Origin of the sequence: Pseudomonas sp. St386, from assembly GCF_018325865.1 — a bacterium.
GTDB classification, from domain to species: domain Bacteria; phylum Pseudomonadota; class Gammaproteobacteria; order Pseudomonadales; family Pseudomonadaceae; genus Aquipseudomonas; species Aquipseudomonas brassicacearum.
In genome coordinates, this window is the sequence record NZ_AP021900.1 from 1,167,100 (window position 1) to 1,183,085 (window position 15,986).

A 15,986-nucleotide genomic window follows, 5' to 3' on the forward strand; every position below is an offset into this window, starting at 1 on the left:
ATGTCGACTGCATCCTTTTCAATCTGGACCACCCGGGCCGCTTCGGCGACCCGGCGCGGCGGCTCGGTGGCGGTGACGTTGCTGGGGTTGCTGCTACTGACTTTTTTCATCGGGCGAGTGATGCCCCTGGACCCGGTGCTGGCCATCGTCGGCCCGGACGCCGACGCCTCGGCCTACGCCCAGGTGTACAAAGAGCTGGGCCTGGACAAACCGTTGTGGACCCAGTTCGCGATCTACCTCGGTGACCTGTTGCACGGTGATTTCGGCATGGCCTTGCTGACCGGCAACCCGGTCATCACCGACATCGCCCGGGTCTTCCCGGCTACGTTGGAACTGGCGACCCTGGCCATTCTGTTCGGCGTGTTGGCGGGCCTGCCGCTGGGTGTCTACGCCGCGACTCATCAGGGACGTGCCGGTGACCATATCGCGCGCCTGATTACCCTGTTCGGTTATTCCACACCGATTTTCTGGATCGGCATGATGGCTTTCCTGGTGTTCTACGCCTGGCTGGGTTGGGCCGGTGGCGTCGGGCGCATCGGCCTGGCCTATGACGGGCTGATCCCGAGACACACCGGGCTGTTGTTGATCGACACCGCCTGGTCCGGCGACTGGGAGGCCTTTCGCAGTGCGTTGCGCCATATCCTGTTGCCGGCGGTAATCCTCAGCTTCAACTCGGTCGCCTACATCAGCCGCATGACCCGCAGCTTCATGCTCGAGCAGCTGTCCCAGGAATACATCATCACCGCCCGGGTCAAGGGTTTGTCCCAGCGGCGCATCGTCTGGGGTCATGCGTTCGGCAACATCCGCGTGCAGTTGCTGACCATCGTCGCGCTGGCCTACGGCGGCCTGCTGGAGGGCGCGGTGCTGATCGAAACCGTGTTCGCCTGGCCGGGCTTCGGCCAGTACCTGACCAGCAGTTTGCTGCTCGGTGACATGAACGCGGTGATGGCCTGCGTGCTGTTGATCGGCCTCATCTTCGTGACGCTGAACCTGATCAGCGACGCGCTGTACAAGATCTTCGACCCGAGGACTCGCTAATGAACCTGCCCCTGGCTTCCAGCGCACCCGCCGCCGCGCTGCCCGCTTCCAGTACCGCAGCGATGGCCGCCAGCACCTTGCGCCTGCTGCGTTTCCTGCTGCGCAACCCGATGACCTTCGCCGGCCTGGTCGTTGTCTCGACCCTGATGCTGGTCGCGGCTTTTGCTCCCTGGATCGCCGGCCACGATCCGTTGCTGCAGAACCTCGCCGGCGCGTTGCAGGCACCCAGTAGCGCGCACTGGTTCGGCACTGACGAATACGGTCGCGATGTGTTCGCCCGGCTCGTCTACGGCTCGCGCATCACCCTGTACATCGTCTTGCTGGTGACGGTGATTGTCGGCCCCATCGGCCTGCTGGTCGGGACGGTTTCCGGTTACTTCGGTGGCTGGGTCGACAGCCTGTTCATGCGCATCACCGACATCTTCATCTCGTTCCCCAGCCTGGTCCTGGCGCTGGCGTTCATCGCCGCCCTCGGCCCGGGGCTGGAGCACGCAGTAATCGCCATCGCACTCACCGCATGGCCGCCGATTGCCCGGCTTGCCCGCGCCGAAACACTGCCGTTGCGCAACGCTGACTTCGTCGTCGCGGTACAGCTCCAGGGTGCATCCAGTACCCGGGTCATCCTGCGGCACATCATTCCAATGTGCCTGTCGTCGGTGATCATCCGCCTGACCATGAACATGGCGAGCATCATCCTCACCGCCGCCGCCCTGGGCTTTCTCGGCCTCGGCGCCCAGGCACCGTTGCCGGAGTGGGGCGCGATGATCTCCACCGGGCGGCGCTACATGCTCGAAAGCTGGTGGCTGGTGGCGGCGCCCGGTGCGGCGATCATGCTGGTCAGCCTGGCTTTCAACCTGTTGGGCGACGGCTTGCGCGACGTCCTTGACCCCCGCAGCCAATCCTGAGGACAGCCCCATGACTGAGATAAAACTTGCGGTACAGGACTTGTGCGTGGAGTTTCGCAACGCCGGCAAAACCTCCCTGGCGGTGCGTGACGTGTCGTTCACCCTGGGCCGGGAAAAACTCGCCATCGTTGGTGAATCAGGCTCGGGCAAATCCACCGTCGGCCGCAGCCTTTTGCGTCTGCATCCGCCGACCGCGCGGGTCACCGCCAAGACGTTGCGCTTCGCCGACATCGATCTGTTGGCCGCCAGCGAAAAGCAGATCCAGGCGATTCGCGGCGCGCGCATGTCGATGATCATGCAAGACCCAAAGTACTCGCTGAACCCCGTGGTGCGGGTCGGCGAACAAATCGCCGAGGCCTATCTGGCCCATCACAAAGTGCCCCATCGCGAGGCCCGCGAACGCGCCCTGGACATGCTCGCCAAGGTGCACATTCGCGACCCTCGGCGGGTCTATGAACTGTACCCCCACGAGGTCTCGGGCGGCATGGGCCAGCGGATCATGATCGCCATGATGGTGATCACCGATCCCCAGGTAATCATCGCCGACGAACCGACTTCGGCGCTGGACGTGTCGGTGCGCCGCCAGGTGCTCAACGTGCTGGAAGAGTTGGTCAGCGAGCGTGACCTGGGGCTGATTTTCATCAGTCACGATTTGAATCTGGTGCGGCATTTCTGTGACCGCGTGCTGGTGATGTACGCCGGTCGCGTGGTCGAGTCGATTGCCGCCGCCGACCTGGGTAACGCCACCCATCCTTACACCCAGGGCCTGTTGGCTGCATTGCCGAGCCTGGACCATCCACGCGCCACGCTGCCGGTGCTGCAGCGCGACCCACACTGGTTGAATGCTTGAGGAGCCTGTCATGAGCATGATTGAAATCGCCGGCCTGAACCTCAGTTTTGGCACGGGCGCGACACTGAACGCGGTATTGCACGACGTCGATTTGAGCGTCGCCGAAGGTGAGGCATTCGGCCTGGTGGGGGAGTCCGGTTCGGGCAAGACCACCGTGCTGCGCTGCCTGGCCGGGCAGTACCAGCATTGGAGTGGACAACTGCGGGTCGCAGGGCAAGCCGTCACGCGCAACCTGCCGCTGAATCACTACCGCACCGTGCAGATGGTGTTTCAGGACCCGTATGCTTCGTTGCATCCGCGCTACACCGTCGATGCCGCGTTGCAGGAACCGCTGCGCATCCACGGCATCGACGGACGTGCGCAGAAGGTCAGCGAGATCCTGCGCAAGGTCGGCTTGAACGACAGCTTCCGCTTCCGCTATCCGCATCAGTTGTCCGGCGGTCAGCGCCAACGGGTGGCGATTGCCCGTGCGCTGATCCTGCGTCCCCGGGTGCTGTTGCTGGACGAGCCGACCTCGGCGCTGGATGTCTCGGTGCAGGCGGAGATCCTCAACCTGCTGGCCGACTTGCGTCGCCAGGAAGGGCTGACCTACCTGATGGTCACCCATGATCTGGCGGTGGTGGCGCACCTGTGTGATCGGCTGGCAGTGATGCAGCAGGCCAGGGTGGTGGAGACGCTCGACAGTCACCTGCTGGCGAGCGACGGCGCTGTCCATGCGTACACCCGTTTGCTGGTGCAAGCCAGTCGCGACATACAACGTGTACCCATCGCTGTCTGAGTTTTTTAACTGACGAGTTGTACTTGTTTTAACCCGTAAAAGACGTTGAACCCCAGGTATCAATGCCGCGCACGCGCTCGCCTGTGATTTGGCGTTTACCCCAACTAACTATTAAACCAACAAGAATAAAAAACATGAAAAAGTCCCTCGTAGTTCTGTCCATCGCTTCGTTGTTCACGTCGGTTGTTGCACAGGCCGATACCGGTTATATCAACGTTCGCCATCAATATGCGGAACAGTCGCGCATGCATGCCGACCGCGCCAAGTTCGGCATGCGGCTGGACAACGGCATTGGGTTGGAAGGTGAACTCAAATACAAGACCGCCGGTGATCGCGAAGACGTCGCCTTCGACAACACCGTTGGCAGCGGCCATGAATTCACCGTCAACTATCAGCACAAGATCGATGACCGCTGGACGCTGACGCCCTCGTTCGCCATGGAGAGCGATGAGGAATCCACCACCTACAAATTGGGCATGCGCCTGGGCTACAAGATCACCAAGGAACTGAGCATCGCCGGTCGCTACCGCTACGATTCGTCCAAGCTGGACCGTGACAAGGTTGATCATGACGTGCCGGACAACGGCCAGGACGATCAGAAAATCAATCGCTACGACGTCTACGTCAACTACGCCGATCAAGGGCCGTGGGCTTATGAGTATCAACTGACGTACTTCGATGCCAACTACATCCGTTATAACGGTGGCACCGATGACTATGAACAGAATGCCGTGGTCAAGTACAAGTGGGATAAGCGCTGGGCACCGTTCTTTGAAGTGGGCGATATCAAGGTCAACTCGGTCGACAGTGATCGCCAACTGCGCCTGCGGGTCGGCATTCAATACAACTTTTTCTAAGTTGTGGTAGCACTGGGATCAACTTGTGGGAGCCGAGCGTTCATAGATCAGGCTTTCACCATAGATCCCCTGTGGGAGCTGAGCTTGCTCGCGATGGCGGTGTGTCTGTGCCAATGATGTTGGATGTATCGCCGTCATCGCGAGCAAGCTCGGCTCCCACACTGGTTTTCGAGCGTTCACAGATCAGGCGCTTACCATAGATCCCCTATGGGAGCTGAGCTTGCTCGCGATGGCGGTGTGTCTGTGCCGATGATGTTGAATATATCGCCGTCATCGCGAGCAAGCTCGGCTCCTACACTGGTTTTCGGGCGTTCACAGATCAGGCGCTCACCCTAGATCCCCTGTGGGAGCTGAGCTTGCTCGCGATGGCGGTGTGTCTGTGCCGATGATGTTGAATATATCGCCGTCATCGCGAGCAAGCTCGGCTCCTACACTGGTTTTTGAGCGTTCACAGATCAGGCGTTCACCATAGCTCCCCTGTGGGAGCTGAGCTCGCTCGCGATAGCGGTCTGCCTGTGCCGATGATGTTGAATGTATCGCCGTCATCGCGAGCAAGCTCGGCTCCCACACTGATTTTCGGGCGTTCACAGATCAGGCGCTCACCCTAGATCCCCTGTGGGAGCTGAGCTCGCTCGCGATAGCGGTCTGCCTGTGCCAATGATGTTGAATGTCTCGCCGTCATCGCGAGCAAGCTCGGCTCCCACACTGGTTTTCGAGCGTTCACAGATCAGGCGCTTACCATAGATCCCCTGTGGGAGCTGAGCTTGCTCGCGATGGCGGTGTGTCTGTGCCAATGATGTTGGATGTATCGCCGTCATCGCGAGCAAGCTCGGCTCCCACACTGGTTTTCGAGCGTTCACAGATCAGGCGCTAGATCCCCTGTGGGAGCTGAGCTCGCTCGCGATAGCGGTCTGCCTGTGCCGATGATGTTGAATGTCTCGCCGTCATCGCGAGCAAGCTCGGCTCCCACACTGGTTTTCGAGCGTTCACAGATCAGGCGTTCACCATAGCTCCCCTGTGGGAGCTGAGCTTGCTCGCGATGGCGGTGTGTCTGTGCCAATGATGTTGGATGTATCGCCGTCATCGCGAGCAAGCTCGGCGCCCACACTGGTTTTCGAGCGTTCACAGATCAGGCGCTCACCATAGCTCCTCTGTGGGAGCTGAGCTCGCTCGCGATAGCGGTCTGCCTGTGCCGATGATGTTGAATGTATCGCCGTCATCGCGAGCAAGCTCGGCTCCCACACTGATTTTCGGGCGTTCACAGATCAGGCGCTCACCCTAGATCCCCTGTGGGAGCTGAGCTCGCTCGCGATAGCGGTCTGCCTGTGCCAATGATGTTGAATGTCTCGCCGTCATCGCGAGCAAGCTCGGCTCCCACACTGGTTTTCGAGCGTTCACAGATCAGGCGCTTACCATAGATCCCCTGTGGGAGCTGAGCTTGCTCGCGATGGCGGTGTGTCTGTGCCAATGATGTTGGATGTATCGCCGTCATCGCGAGCAAGCTCGGCTCCCACACTGGTTTTCGAGCGTTCACAGATCAGGCGTTCACCATAGCTCCCCTGTGGGAGCTGAGCTTGCTCGCGATAGCGGTCTGCCTGTGCCGATGATGTTGAATATATCGCCGTCATCGCGAGCAAGCTCGGCTCCCACACTGGTTTTCGGGCGTTCACAGATCAGGCGCTCACCCTAGATCCCCTGTGGGAGCTGAGCTTGCTCGCGATGGCGGTGTGTCTGTGCCGATGATGTTGAATATATCGCCGTCATCGCGAGCAAGCTCGGCTCCTACACTGGTTTTCGAGCGTTCACAGATCAGGCGCTTACCATAGATCCCCTGTGGGAGCTGAGCTTGCTCGCGATGGCGGTGTGTCTGTGCCGATGATGTTGAATATATCGCCGTCATCGCGAGCAAGCTCGGCTCCCACACTGGTTTTCGAGCGTTCACAGATCAGGCGCTTACCATAGATCCCCTGTGGGAGCTGAGCTTGCTCGCGATGGCGGTGTGTCTGTGCCGATGATGTTGAATATATCGCCGTCATCGCGAGCAAGCTCGGCTCCTACACTGGTTTTCGAGCGTTCACAGATCAGGCGTTCACCATAGCTCCCCTGTGGGAGCTGAGCTTGCTCGCGATAGCGGTCTGCCTGTGCCGATGATGTTGGATGTATCGCCGTCATCGCGAGCAAGCTCGGCTCCCACACTGGTTTTCGAGCGTTCACAGATCAGGCGCTTACCATAGATCCCCTGTGGGAGCTGAGCTTGCTCGCGATGGCGGTGTGTCTGTGCCGATGATGTTGAATATATCGCCGTCATCGCGAGCAAGCTCGGCTCCCACAGAAGCAGTGTGGGTTATTCGTTGTAGAACGCCTGGCGTTGTTGGGTTTCACACAGGCGCATGCGGCTGTTGCTCAAATGCAGGTACATGGCCGCCCGCGCTGCATCGACGTTCCCACTGACGATCGCGTCGAAAATCTGCTGGTGTTCGGCGTTGATCCCCTGAAGATAAGCACTTCGATCACTTTGTCCGGAGTAGGCAGAGTTCATGCGCGTACGCGGGATCAGCTTCGTGCCCAGGTGCTTCATGATGTCGATCAGGTAGTAATTGCCGGCGGCCTTGGCGATTTTCAGATGGAACTGGAAATCGGCATTGATGGTGGTGCCGGATTTTTCCGGGCCTTGCAGCAACGCCTCCAGGGCCTGGGCCAGTTCGGCCAGGGCTTCAGGCGTTGCGCGCTCGGCGGCCATGCCAGCGGCCTGGACTTCCAGGCTCAGGCGAAACTCCAACAGGTTGAGCACATCCGACAACGTCGCAATCGTCGCCGGCCCCAAGGTGAAGCCCTCCGGCGCCGGCATGTCGAGGACAAAGGTGCCGACGCCATGCCGCGTCTCCACCAGCCCCGCCGCCTGCAAGCGCGACAGCGCCTCACGCACCACCGAACGACTGACGCCTTCGGCCTCCATGATGTGCACTTCGGTGGGGAGCTTTTCGCCGCACTTGAGAATGCCGTCGCGCATGCGCTGGGCAAAGCGGTCGACCAGGGTTTCGGCGAGGCGGCGCGGCTTGTTCAGTGGAGATAACGCTTGATCCGTCATCGGCTTGCTCTTGAGTGATCAGCGGGCATTATAGTGCGTTTCGCCGCGAGGTCGCGGCTATAATGCCGCGATCGTCTGGCTTTAATGGATAGGTGCAATGGACCATGTCACACCCGATCGACGCCTGAGCATGACTCAGCAACTGGTGGTCGACCTGACGCAGCAGATACTGGCCGGCGAACTGCCCGCGGGCAGCAAACTGCCGACCGAACAGGTCATCATCAAGGAACGCGGCGTCAGTCGGACGGTGGTTCGCGAAGCCATGTCGCGGCTCCAGGCCGAAGGCTTGGTGGAGACGCGCCACGGCATTGGCACCTTCGTGGTCGACACCGCTCGCCCGGGGGATTTCCAGGGCAGCAAGCACGTCAAGGGCGGCGCCTACGATGCGTTGGCCGTCATCGAACTGCGCCTGAGCCTGGAAGTTGAAGCGGCCGGCATTGCCGCGCAACGGGCCACGCCGGAGCAACTGGTGGCGATGCGTGAAGCGCTGGATGCAGCGAGTGCCTTTAGCGCAACGGATGACGAAAGCGCGCGGGTCGATTTCGCGTTTCATCTGCAGATTGCCCAGTGCACAGGCAACAGTTTTTTCATCGACGCCATGGCCCATGTGGGCAATAGCCTGATCGCGGTCGTGCAACAGGCCGGGCCGGCGGTGACGGGTGAAAATCGGGCGTCGGTGGTGCGTGAGCGCGAGCAGATCTACGCGGCGTTGGCGCGACGTGATTCCGAAGCGGCGCGGGCGTCGATGCGTTTGCACTTGATCAATATGCTGCAGCGGGTTCGGGGTGTGGTCGAGTCGACGGCGCAATAACCTCCCACCGCAGAACCCTGTGGGAGCGAGCCTGCTCGCGATGACGGTGGCCCATTCGCTTGCTAGTTGCGCTTCCAGCACTCCGCAAACCGCGCACATACCCCGTAACGCTCATCCATCTGCGCCATCCTCTCCAAGTGATGACCTACCGCTTCGACCGTCACCCCATTCCCGATCCGGAAGTACTCCACCATCATCGCGACGTCCAGGTCGATCTCGGCTTTTTCCGGCTTGGCATTGGCGGTTTTGGGCAACGCCCACTGTTCCAACTGCTCGTCCTTCAACTGCCGCAGGCGCGTCTGGTATTCGTCTTTGAAGCGTTCCATCGAGTGCGCCTTGTTCTGCGCCATATCATCGCCAAACGTCTTCAGGTTTTCCCGGTACAGCGTCCAGTAGTCAGCCGGCAGGTCGAAGCCGAGCTTGGCCTTGCGTTCGCTGATCAGGGTGTCCAGCTTCTCTGGCGAATAACTCTCGACTTTTTCCTTGGCCGGATCGGTCTTCACCGTGACGACCAGGCTTTTATCGATGACCCGGCTCATCAGCTCCAGGCGATGGGGCGTGTCCGGGTAGGTCTTGGGGAACAGCGCATTGCGACCGGCGCAGGCGGGAAAGTCTTTTTTCAGGATCGGGATCGGTGTGCGCACATCCTTGCCGTCGACCCGTTGCAAGCGTTGCAACTGAGTCAGGCAGAAGTTCTTCTCGGACTTGAACGTCACCTCGTATTCGGCATTGGCCTCGGGCGTAAAGTTGAAGCCCTTGCCGCACACGGCATAACCGCTGTTCATGTTGGTGCGCAGGTGAATCTGCTCACCCGGCTTGAGCTTGACCTCCAAATAACCCCTGGCATCCTTGGGCGCCGGAACGCTCATCCCCACCCGCCGCGCGGTATCGCTCAGCAGCATATTGTTGAGAATGCCGGTGGTTTGCCCGTCGCAATGGGCCGCGTCGAAATAATCCAGCGTGGCGTTGCTGGTATTGGCGACGAACCGCAACTTGGCGGCGTCCGGTTCGATGGCATCGGGGTAACTGCCATTGACGCTGCAACCGCCGAGCAATACAAACAACGCGGACAATGCTAATAACGGGGCAGGACGGCGAGGCAGGGCGAGCATGGGTCATCCTTGAAGGATCGATAAAGTTGGCGAATGCTACTGAAGTGCCACTATTGCGTCCATCACCTGCCGCTGGGCTGTAGGCAATACTATTTTCTTCTCGACAAGGACTTATCGATGATCGACTTCAACAACAAAGGCTTCTTCAAGCTCAAGCAAAACGACGAATATGCCGAGCGCGTCACGGCGCTGCTGCTGGACGGTGAACAGGTCATCGACGCTTACAAATCGATGCGCGACGGTGTGGTCTTCACCAACAAACGCATCATCGCGGTGAACGTGCAAGGCATCACCGGCAGCAAAAAAGACTTCACTTCCTTACCCTACAAAAACATCGTCGCCTACTCGGTCGAAACCTCCGGCACCTTCGACCTGGACTCTGAACTGGAGATCTACTTTTCATCCCTGGGCAAAGTGAAATTCGAATTCACCGGCAAGACCGGCATTGTGGAAATATCCAAGGTAATCTCCAAACACCTCCTGACCTGATCGGCAAACTCAGTGTCCACCGCCAACCCCCTGTGGGAGCGCTCGCCAGTTGCTGCTCAAGGCTCCAACGCCGGCCCCTTCAACTCGATCTGGTTGCCGTCCGGATCGAAGCAGTAAATCGACCAACCCTTGCCCTCCGCGCCATAGCGCTTCTGCGCTTTCTCAACCTCCAGGCCAGCTGAAGCCAGATGCGCGAGGAGGGCTTGTTCATCAAACGGCTCGATACGCAGGCAGAGGTGATCGACGTTGTGCCCTTGCTTTCCGGCCGCCGGCCCGCCCTGGCGACCGAGAGGCCCGTCGACGGCTACCAGGTCAATCATCGAAACACCGGTGCCCAGATGAATCATGCCAAGATCGTCCCGGCGCTTCTTGAGCTCGCAACCAAGCACCGACGTGTAGAAAGCGAGGCTGCGCTCGATGTCTTTTACGCGCAGGACGATGTGGTCGATACGTTGAATCGTGAAGTTCTTCATACGGGCCTCATGTGCTCAGTGATGGACGCTACGGGTTACTTCACCTTAGCTATTCATGCTGGAATGTCATCTCAACACAAAAAACTGTGGGAGCGAGCTTGCTCGCGAAAACGGCAGCACATACAACATCGCAGGTTAGACCGGTCGCATCGCGAACCAGCTCCCCTTTACGCCCGGTATCCTGCAGGCTAAAGGTCATCGACGTGCGGTCGATAGGGTGATTCTGGAGACGTGCGCATCCATCTGTGTTTCTCCTCATTGTTCAGTTTGGAATGGAAAAGGAAAAGGTAATGGAGCAAGAATTCGGCACAACGGACGAGAAACAGAAACCTGCCTCATTCCAACAGGATATCTACGCGGCTCTGAAATTGATGGCGGAGCATTGGGGCCTGATAGGCAGTCTGGGGGCGTTAATCAGTGCGGTGCTCAGTTTTGGAATCCTGATGACGTACGCGAAGGCGATCGATCGGATCGACCTTTTACCGCTGGTGTTCGATAAGAAGCTCTCTGCATTGCTTCCGTGGATGGGAGTGGTTGCCTTTGTCCTGTTTCTTTACATGGTGGTGATGTGTGTCACTACCATGTTCTACGCCTTAGCCGTGTCTTTTTTCAACCAGACGCCCAACCTCAGGCCAACGGTTGCCCGCTGGTTTTTCTGGGCGGCGGTCGTGGGGTCGTTGATTTTTGTGGCCTTTGCGTTCCAGGCGCCTAAGCTCGAGCATTGGATTGTCGCCTTGGTCATCCTTTCAGGCATGAGCGCGGTCTTGGGCTTATCGTTGAAATCGCAAAGAATTCGAATGGCCTTGAAGTTGGTGTCCCTCTTTAACAACCTCAAAGGCCTTGGGGTTTGGTGGCATCAGGCAGGCGTATTCTTTTTTGCCTACTCTATTTTGATAATCGCCGTTTTCGCCGCCGTCTACCCGATGTTGATATTGCTGAAGTCGTACACGGGCAAAGACACCCCGGAAGCGATCAACTCGCTGATGGTCATTTCCATGGTGGCGGTCGTCTTGCTGTTCTTACCAGCCTTGATCTTCTTCGTGAGCAAAAAACATATCGTCGCCCGCGGGCTGTTGTCGTTCGGATCGGCATTGCTTGTCACCTTGGTGGTTGTCGCCACGTATCCGGGCGCGAGCTCTACCGTGGTGTTCAAGGCGGCGGGGATGATGGGGGTGCGTGAGACGACTCCACTCAAATATCGGTTGTTGAAGAATTTTGAGGCCAAAGACTTTGATCCGGCGAGCTGGGGAACGGTGGACGCGAGCCTGGATCTCCCGGTTGTAGAGGCCTTTCCACTCTTTTCCCTTGGGGATGTTCTTCTGCTGTGCCCCGGTGACTTGAGCGACACGCACCTGGGCCAATGGCCAGAACATTCACATGTCTGCATCGTCACGCAACGCAGTGACGTGGTGATATTGCCTGGCGCGACGGCCGCGCCCAAGCAAGCGTAGACGCCGATCAGGCAAGGTTGCCAATCAAGGACCCCTATCTTTATTACCGGATACCCAGCCAAGTCGTACGCCAGCGTACACCCCATGGTGATGGCAAGATTCGCTTCCGCGCTGGCAACCTGCCTCAGTCCTATCGTGGGCTCATTACCCATTCACAGACGGGGGGAGAGAGTGAATGTCCTGGTTTGATGGGGAATCAGGATTCTGGTGAGACAAAATGCTGCGAACACTGATGATTGTGGGAGCGAGCCTGTTCGCGATGACGTCATTTTAGCCAACACCAATGCCCGGACACGCCACCTCATGATGAAATGGTTCAATTCCCTCACTCGAACAGACGCCATTGCAACACTGGCTTTGATCGTCTCCATCGCCTCAGCCTACTTCAGCTACCAGCAATACCAGGACAGCGTCGCCAGCCGCAGAACTCCACTCATCATCCGGGTCGGCGCTGAACACAGCAAAGTGTCCTTCTACAAAGCCTACCAGGATGACCAGGAGGTGCTGTTCAAGCAGCGCTACAAAATCATCCTCACCAATAACAGCTTCAACCCGGAAAGCGTTATCGGCTGGCGAATATCGGAACGCAGGGGAAATAGCAGTGACGCGTACGCCGGCATGAATTCAAAGCTGTTCGATTCGACGGGCGAGTCCATGACTTTGCCATTCCTGATCGCCGCGAAAGAAAGCAAGGTGGTCTTCCTGGATGTCGGGCAAAAAGTATCTCCGGCGGCATGGGCAATGGTGGAGCCGCTCGTAGCCTTGCACAAGGAGATGGACTGGTATGAAGCGGAGCAACTGTTTACCAATGCAGGCTATCCGCTGTTCGGGCAGCTCGAACCCGGCGAAAGTACCCTCCACCAAAACCTGAAAGTTGACCGTTGGCGGGCCGGTCCTGCGTACCAGGAATTTCAGTTGCGCTTCAGCAAAGCCGACGGACAAGAAGTGGCGGCAAAGTTGTCGTTGAATGTGAGCGACATTTATCCACAGGGAGAGGCTGAGCGGTAGTTGCTGCTGGCCGAAAAACCTTATCGAGGCACATGAGCATGAAGGCTCCAAGAATTTTCATGATCCACGCAACCCCTTTGGCAATCGAGCCCATCACGGCGGCTTTTACCCGGCATTGGCCGCAGGCACGGATCATCAATTTGCTCGAGGACTCGTTGCCCCAGGACCGGGTGGAAGAGGGCGAGTTGACCACGAGCATGAAAGCGCGCTTCCTGACGCTGTCCCATTACGCCGTACAAAGCGCGGCGGATGCCATTCTGTTTACTTGCTCGGCCTTTGGTGATGCCATCGACCTGGTTAAACCCGAGGTGGCCATTCCCGTGCTCAAGCCGAACGAAGCCATGATCGACCAGGCGCTGAGCCAGGCATCGCGCATTGCTGTGCTGGCAACGTTCGAACCCACCATTACCTCGATGATGCCCGAGTTCAAGCAAGCGGCAGAGCGCAGTGGCCGCGCGGTGGAAGTGGTGCCCTATTTCGTTCCGGGGGCATTGCAGGCGTTGAAAGACGGCAACCCGCAAGCCCACGATGCCGCCATCGTGGAAATGGCCGCCCGGGTCGGGGGTTGCGACCTGATCTGTTTCGCCCAGTTTTCGATGACCAGTGCTGCCGAACAGGCCCAGGCTCGCTCCGGACTACCGGTATTGACCACACCCGACAGTGCCGTGCTGGCGCTGCGCAAGTTGCTCTAAACGGATGATTTCGTTTCTTCCCAGGATGGATGATTTACCCAATGCCCAAGTTCAACGCTCATCTCGGTTTTCAATTCAATGAAGTGCCTTTTCTACAACGCATCGAAGCCGCCGCTGCTGCGGGCTTTCGCGCGGTGGAATTCCCGTCGCCCTATGAGTTCGACGCCAGTCTTCTGGCCGATCATCTGACTCGACACAACCTGCCGTTGATCCAGTTCGCTGCACCGGCTGGCGTGACCAAAGGCATCGCAGCCTTGCACGGCAAGGACGAGGAGTTTCGCAGCGGCTTGCTCCAGGCTGCTCGCTATGCAAAGGCGCTGGCGTGTTCGGATGTCCACATCATGTCGGGCGTTACGACTCAGGAAGACGCCGCGCTTATCTATGGGCGCAATCTGGAGTACGCCGTCAAATTTCTCGAAGACCAGGGGTTGCGGCCGTTGATCGAAGTCATCTGCGTGCAGGAAATGCCGGACTACTACATGTCCGACTTCAGCAGGGCGCAGCAGGTGCTGGAGACGTTCCCGAGTGTTGGGCTGATCCTCGATCTTTACCATGCCCAACGGCTGACCGGGGACGCGGCGGATATCCTGGCTCGTTTCTATGACCGAACCGTCCATGTACAAATTGCCGACTGTCCGGGGCGTCATGAACCAGGGACGGGGAGCATGGATTTTGCGGCTTTGTTCGCAGACCTGGAGCGGCGTGGCTACCAAGGGTGGATCGGCTGTGAATACCGTCCCGCCGGCTCTACCGTGGCAGGCCTTGATTGGATCAAGCAGTTCAGTGCTTAACTGAAGGAGTGTGAAGGCATTATCTTGAGCGCCGGGTACTTCAAGGAAGTCATTTCCCCTTCCGATACGACGCGCTCTTTTTCGAGGAGCCAGAATCTCAAAGTCCGATTTTGCACCACAGGCCCTTAGCCAATGGGCTTTTCCATCAAGCGCAAGCGCAGTTCTGGCTTGTCCTGTCTGGGCCCGATATCAGTCCAACCATGGTGGCTATAAAACTGCGCCGCCCTCTGGTTCGTTTCGCTCACCGACAATCTCATCCGCTCGCAGCCCAGCCCCGCAAGAAAGTCGGTCGCGTAAGCCAACAGCAACTTCCCGGCACCGCGTGATCGCCAGTCAGGGATGAGATAGAAAAAGTGGATGTAACCCACTGCAGGTTCTGTCTTCAGCAGCGATATCTCTATCTGTCCCACAATCCGTGTTTCATCCCAGGCATGGACAACGCTGCCAGGAACCGCGGCTGCTTTTTCTTGCAGCGACTGAAGGTATCGCTGCCTACCATCGGGACCGTGTAGCTGTTGTGCGCAACCAAACGCACACAGCAGCATGTCCTCGAAGAAATGCACGCAAACGTCGCTGTCTTGATCAAGGTTGGCTGGACGAAAACTCAGGGACGAGTCTGAAGCGTTTTCTGTAACCATTGGGCAGCACTCAGGCCTCATTTTGGCGGGCAACGTGGAACAAGGCCCCTCGCTGGACGGTGTGAAATACGCTGTCTAGAGTGAAGTATTCGCTCTGAATGCAACATCGGGAGGGATTCCAATGAACCACCTTAACGACTACACCAATCAAGACGAAGCGCTGAATAAAAAAACCTGGCGCTGGCGCCCAAAGAACGGCGAGACGGCGTAAAAACCACATTGTTTTTTACGCCGGATACCGAGTTCGACTCTAAACCATTGACCTTGACGACCGGCAGCTATCCCTTTACCCCGATAGGAAGCCTTGGCATTACGCAGGTGAGTACCACCGGGCAGGTCTTTATTCTAGCCTCCTGTGGGCAATAAGTGCGGGGCTTGCAACCGACCATCAATGGATTCCAGGACCATGAAAAAACAAGAACAAGAAAGTTTGCTCAACACCCTGAAGGCCCGCTTCGACCAAAATCCCCAACGCCACCCAGGTATCTCTTGGGCCGACATCCAAGCCCGGCTTGAAGCCAACCCCAATGCCCTGAAGTCCCTCCAGGCCATGGAAGCCACCGGAGGCGAGCCGGACGTGATCGGCCTCGATCCGAAAACCGGCGCTGTCACCTTCTGCGATTGCGCCAAAGAAAGCCCAACCGGTCGCCGAAGCCTCTGCTACGACCGCGCCGCCCTGGATGCACGCAAGGAGAACAAGCCCAAGGGCAGTGCCGTCGAAATGGCCGAAGAGATGGGTATCGCCCTGCTGACGGAAGACCAGTACCGAGCCCTGCAAACGCTCGGTGAGTTTGATGCCAAGACATCCAGTTGGCTGGCAACCCCTCCAGCGCTTCGCTCGCTCGATGGGGCGATTTTTGGCGACTACCGTTATGGCCGGGTGTTCATCTACCACAATGGCGTGCAGTCGTATTACGCGGCGCGCGGGTTTCGCGGCGTGCTAAGTATCTAAGCAAACCTGTGGCGAGGGCGCTTGCTCCCTCGCCACAAAAGCTCCTGCGTAAC

At 58.5% G+C, this 15,986-nt stretch carries 16 protein-coding genes; 12 read left to right on the top strand and 4 right to left on the bottom strand.

The features are described from left to right. The 5 genes from KI235_RS05030 (at position 1) to KI235_RS05050 (ending at position 4,428) form a co-directional block, all read left to right on the top strand. Positions 1–1,038, top strand: coding sequence for an ABC transporter permease (locus KI235_RS05030; protein ID WP_013692286.1), 1,038 nt, complete (start codon positions 1–3; stop codon positions 1,036–1,038). Then, positions 1,038–1,943: an ABC transporter permease gene (locus KI235_RS05035; RefSeq protein ID WP_013692287.1), complete on the top strand. Its 906-nt coding sequence runs from the start codon at positions 1,038–1,040 to the stop codon at positions 1,941–1,943. The genes KI235_RS05030 and KI235_RS05035 overlap by 1 nt, the downstream gene beginning before the upstream one ends. A 10-nt stretch (positions 1,944–1,953) precedes the next feature. Beyond that, complete coding sequence (locus KI235_RS05040) at positions 1,954–2,793, top strand: ABC transporter ATP-binding protein (protein WP_013692288.1); 840 nt, start codon at positions 1,954–1,956, stop codon at positions 2,791–2,793. A 10-nt stretch (positions 2,794–2,803) separates the two neighbouring features. Further along, positions 2,804–3,571: an ABC transporter ATP-binding protein gene (locus KI235_RS05045; protein WP_212795564.1), complete on the top strand. Its 768-nt coding sequence runs from the start codon at positions 2,804–2,806 to the stop codon at positions 3,569–3,571. A gap of 134 nt (positions 3,572–3,705) precedes the next feature. Next, entirely contained in the window at positions 3,706–4,428 is a 723-nt protein-coding gene (locus tag KI235_RS05050; RefSeq protein ID WP_013692290.1) for an oligogalacturonate-specific porin KdgM family protein, read from the top strand. Positions 4,429–6,772: 2,344 nt separating this feature from the next. Here the strand turns inward: KI235_RS05050 and KI235_RS05055 are convergent. Continuing rightward, the gene (locus tag KI235_RS05055; RefSeq protein WP_013692291.1) at positions 6,773–7,516 is read right to left on the bottom strand and encodes a FadR/GntR family transcriptional regulator; all 744 of its coding nucleotides are present in this window, start codon (positions 7,514–7,516) and stop codon (positions 6,773–6,775) included. Positions 7,517–7,613: 97 nt separating this feature from the next. On the opposite strand from KI235_RS05055, the gene KI235_RS05060 reads away from it, so the two are divergent. Continuing rightward, complete coding sequence (locus tag KI235_RS05060; RefSeq protein ID WP_053161890.1) at positions 7,614–8,327, top strand: FadR/GntR family transcriptional regulator; 714 nt, start codon at positions 7,614–7,616, stop codon at positions 8,325–8,327. A gap of 62 nt (positions 8,328–8,389) precedes the next feature. Here the strand turns inward: KI235_RS05060 and KI235_RS05065 are convergent, their stop codons facing one another. Next, complete coding sequence (locus tag KI235_RS05065; RefSeq protein WP_013692293.1) at positions 8,390–9,439, bottom strand: hypothetical protein; 1,050 nt, start codon at positions 9,437–9,439, stop codon at positions 8,390–8,392. Positions 9,440–9,556: 117 nt separating this feature from the next. On the opposite strand from KI235_RS05065, the gene KI235_RS05070 reads away from it, so the two are divergent. Then, positions 9,557–9,928 carry a PH domain-containing protein gene (locus tag KI235_RS05070; protein WP_013692294.1) on the top strand — a complete coding sequence of 124 codons (372 nt, stop codon included), beginning with the start codon at positions 9,557–9,559 and terminating at the stop codon, positions 9,926–9,928. A 56-nt stretch (positions 9,929–9,984) separates the two neighbouring features. Here the strand turns inward: KI235_RS05070 and KI235_RS05075 are convergent, their stop codons facing one another. Then, a complete protein-coding gene (locus KI235_RS05075; protein ID WP_003197916.1) occupies positions 9,985–10,401 on the bottom strand; it encodes a VOC family protein in 417 nt (138 codons plus the stop codon). A 290-nt stretch (positions 10,402–10,691) separates the two neighbouring features. On the opposite strand from KI235_RS05075, the gene KI235_RS05080 reads away from it, so the two are divergent. The 4 genes from KI235_RS05080 (at position 10,692) to KI235_RS05095 (ending at position 14,343) form a co-directional block, all read left to right on the top strand. Continuing rightward, complete coding sequence (locus KI235_RS05080) at positions 10,692–11,852, top strand: hypothetical protein (protein ID WP_212795565.1); 1,161 nt, start codon at positions 10,692–10,694, stop codon at positions 11,850–11,852. A gap of 303 nt (positions 11,853–12,155) precedes the next feature. Beyond that, on the top strand, positions 12,156–12,860 hold the full coding sequence (locus KI235_RS05085) for a hypothetical protein (protein WP_003197919.1): 705 nt from the start codon (positions 12,156–12,158) through the stop codon (positions 12,858–12,860). Positions 12,861–12,898: 38 nt separating this feature from the next. Next, complete coding sequence (locus KI235_RS05090) at positions 12,899–13,552, top strand: arylsulfatase (protein WP_114731589.1); 654 nt, start codon at positions 12,899–12,901, stop codon at positions 13,550–13,552. A 41-nt stretch (positions 13,553–13,593) separates the two neighbouring features. Beyond that, positions 13,594–14,343 carry a TIM barrel protein gene (locus tag KI235_RS05095; protein WP_003197927.1) on the top strand — a complete coding sequence of 250 codons (750 nt, stop codon included), beginning with the start codon at positions 13,594–13,596 and terminating at the stop codon, positions 14,341–14,343. A 125-nt stretch (positions 14,344–14,468) separates the two neighbouring features. Here KI235_RS05095 and KI235_RS05100 read toward each other — a convergent pair whose 3' ends face one another. Then, a complete protein-coding gene (locus KI235_RS05100) occupies positions 14,469–14,981 on the bottom strand; it encodes a GNAT family N-acetyltransferase (RefSeq protein ID WP_003197928.1) in 513 nt (170 codons plus the stop codon). Positions 14,982–15,387: 406 nt separating this feature from the next. On the opposite strand from KI235_RS05100, the gene KI235_RS05105 reads away from it, so the two are divergent. Next, positions 15,388–15,933: a DUF4256 domain-containing protein gene (locus KI235_RS05105; protein ID WP_013692300.1), complete on the top strand. Its 546-nt coding sequence runs from the start codon at positions 15,388–15,390 to the stop codon at positions 15,931–15,933. Positions 15,934–15,986: the final 53 nt, after the last annotated feature.

Excerpts from the sequence above, each read along its gene's own strand:
- KI235_RS05030 (WP_013692286.1), top strand. The coding sequence starts at position 1 with ATGTCGACTGCATCCTTTTCAATCTGGACCACCCGGGCCGCTTCGGCG.
- KI235_RS05035 (WP_013692287.1), top strand. The coding sequence starts at position 1,038 with ATGAACCTGCCCCTGGCTTCCAGCGCACCCGCCGCCGCGCTGCCCGCT.
- KI235_RS05040 (WP_013692288.1), top strand. The coding sequence starts at position 1,954 with ATGACTGAGATAAAACTTGCGGTACAGGACTTGTGCGTGGAGTTTCGC.
- KI235_RS05045 (WP_212795564.1), top strand. The coding sequence starts at position 2,804 with ATGAGCATGATTGAAATCGCCGGCCTGAACCTCAGTTTTGGCACGGGC.
- KI235_RS05050 (WP_013692290.1), top strand. The coding sequence starts at position 3,706 with ATGAAAAAGTCCCTCGTAGTTCTGTCCATCGCTTCGTTGTTCACGTCG.
- KI235_RS05055 (WP_013692291.1), bottom strand. The coding sequence starts at position 7,516 with ATGACGGATCAAGCGTTATCTCCACTGAACAAGCCGCGCCGCCTCGCC.
- KI235_RS05060 (WP_053161890.1), top strand. The coding sequence starts at position 7,614 with ATGGACCATGTCACACCCGATCGACGCCTGAGCATGACTCAGCAACTG.
- KI235_RS05065 (WP_013692293.1), bottom strand. The coding sequence starts at position 9,439 with ATGCTCGCCCTGCCTCGCCGTCCTGCCCCGTTATTAGCATTGTCCGCG.
- KI235_RS05070 (WP_013692294.1), top strand. The coding sequence starts at position 9,557 with ATGATCGACTTCAACAACAAAGGCTTCTTCAAGCTCAAGCAAAACGAC.
- KI235_RS05075 (WP_003197916.1), bottom strand. The coding sequence starts at position 10,401 with ATGAAGAACTTCACGATTCAACGTATCGACCACATCGTCCTGCGCGTA.
- KI235_RS05080 (WP_212795565.1), top strand. The coding sequence starts at position 10,692 with ATGGAGCAAGAATTCGGCACAACGGACGAGAAACAGAAACCTGCCTCA.
- KI235_RS05085 (WP_003197919.1), top strand. The coding sequence starts at position 12,156 with ATGATGAAATGGTTCAATTCCCTCACTCGAACAGACGCCATTGCAACA.
- KI235_RS05090 (WP_114731589.1), top strand. The coding sequence starts at position 12,899 with ATGAAGGCTCCAAGAATTTTCATGATCCACGCAACCCCTTTGGCAATC.
- KI235_RS05095 (WP_003197927.1), top strand. The coding sequence starts at position 13,594 with ATGCCCAAGTTCAACGCTCATCTCGGTTTTCAATTCAATGAAGTGCCT.
- KI235_RS05100 (WP_003197928.1), bottom strand. The coding sequence starts at position 14,981 with ATGGTTACAGAAAACGCTTCAGACTCGTCCCTGAGTTTTCGTCCAGCC.
- KI235_RS05105 (WP_013692300.1), top strand. The coding sequence starts at position 15,388 with ATGAAAAAACAAGAACAAGAAAGTTTGCTCAACACCCTGAAGGCCCGC.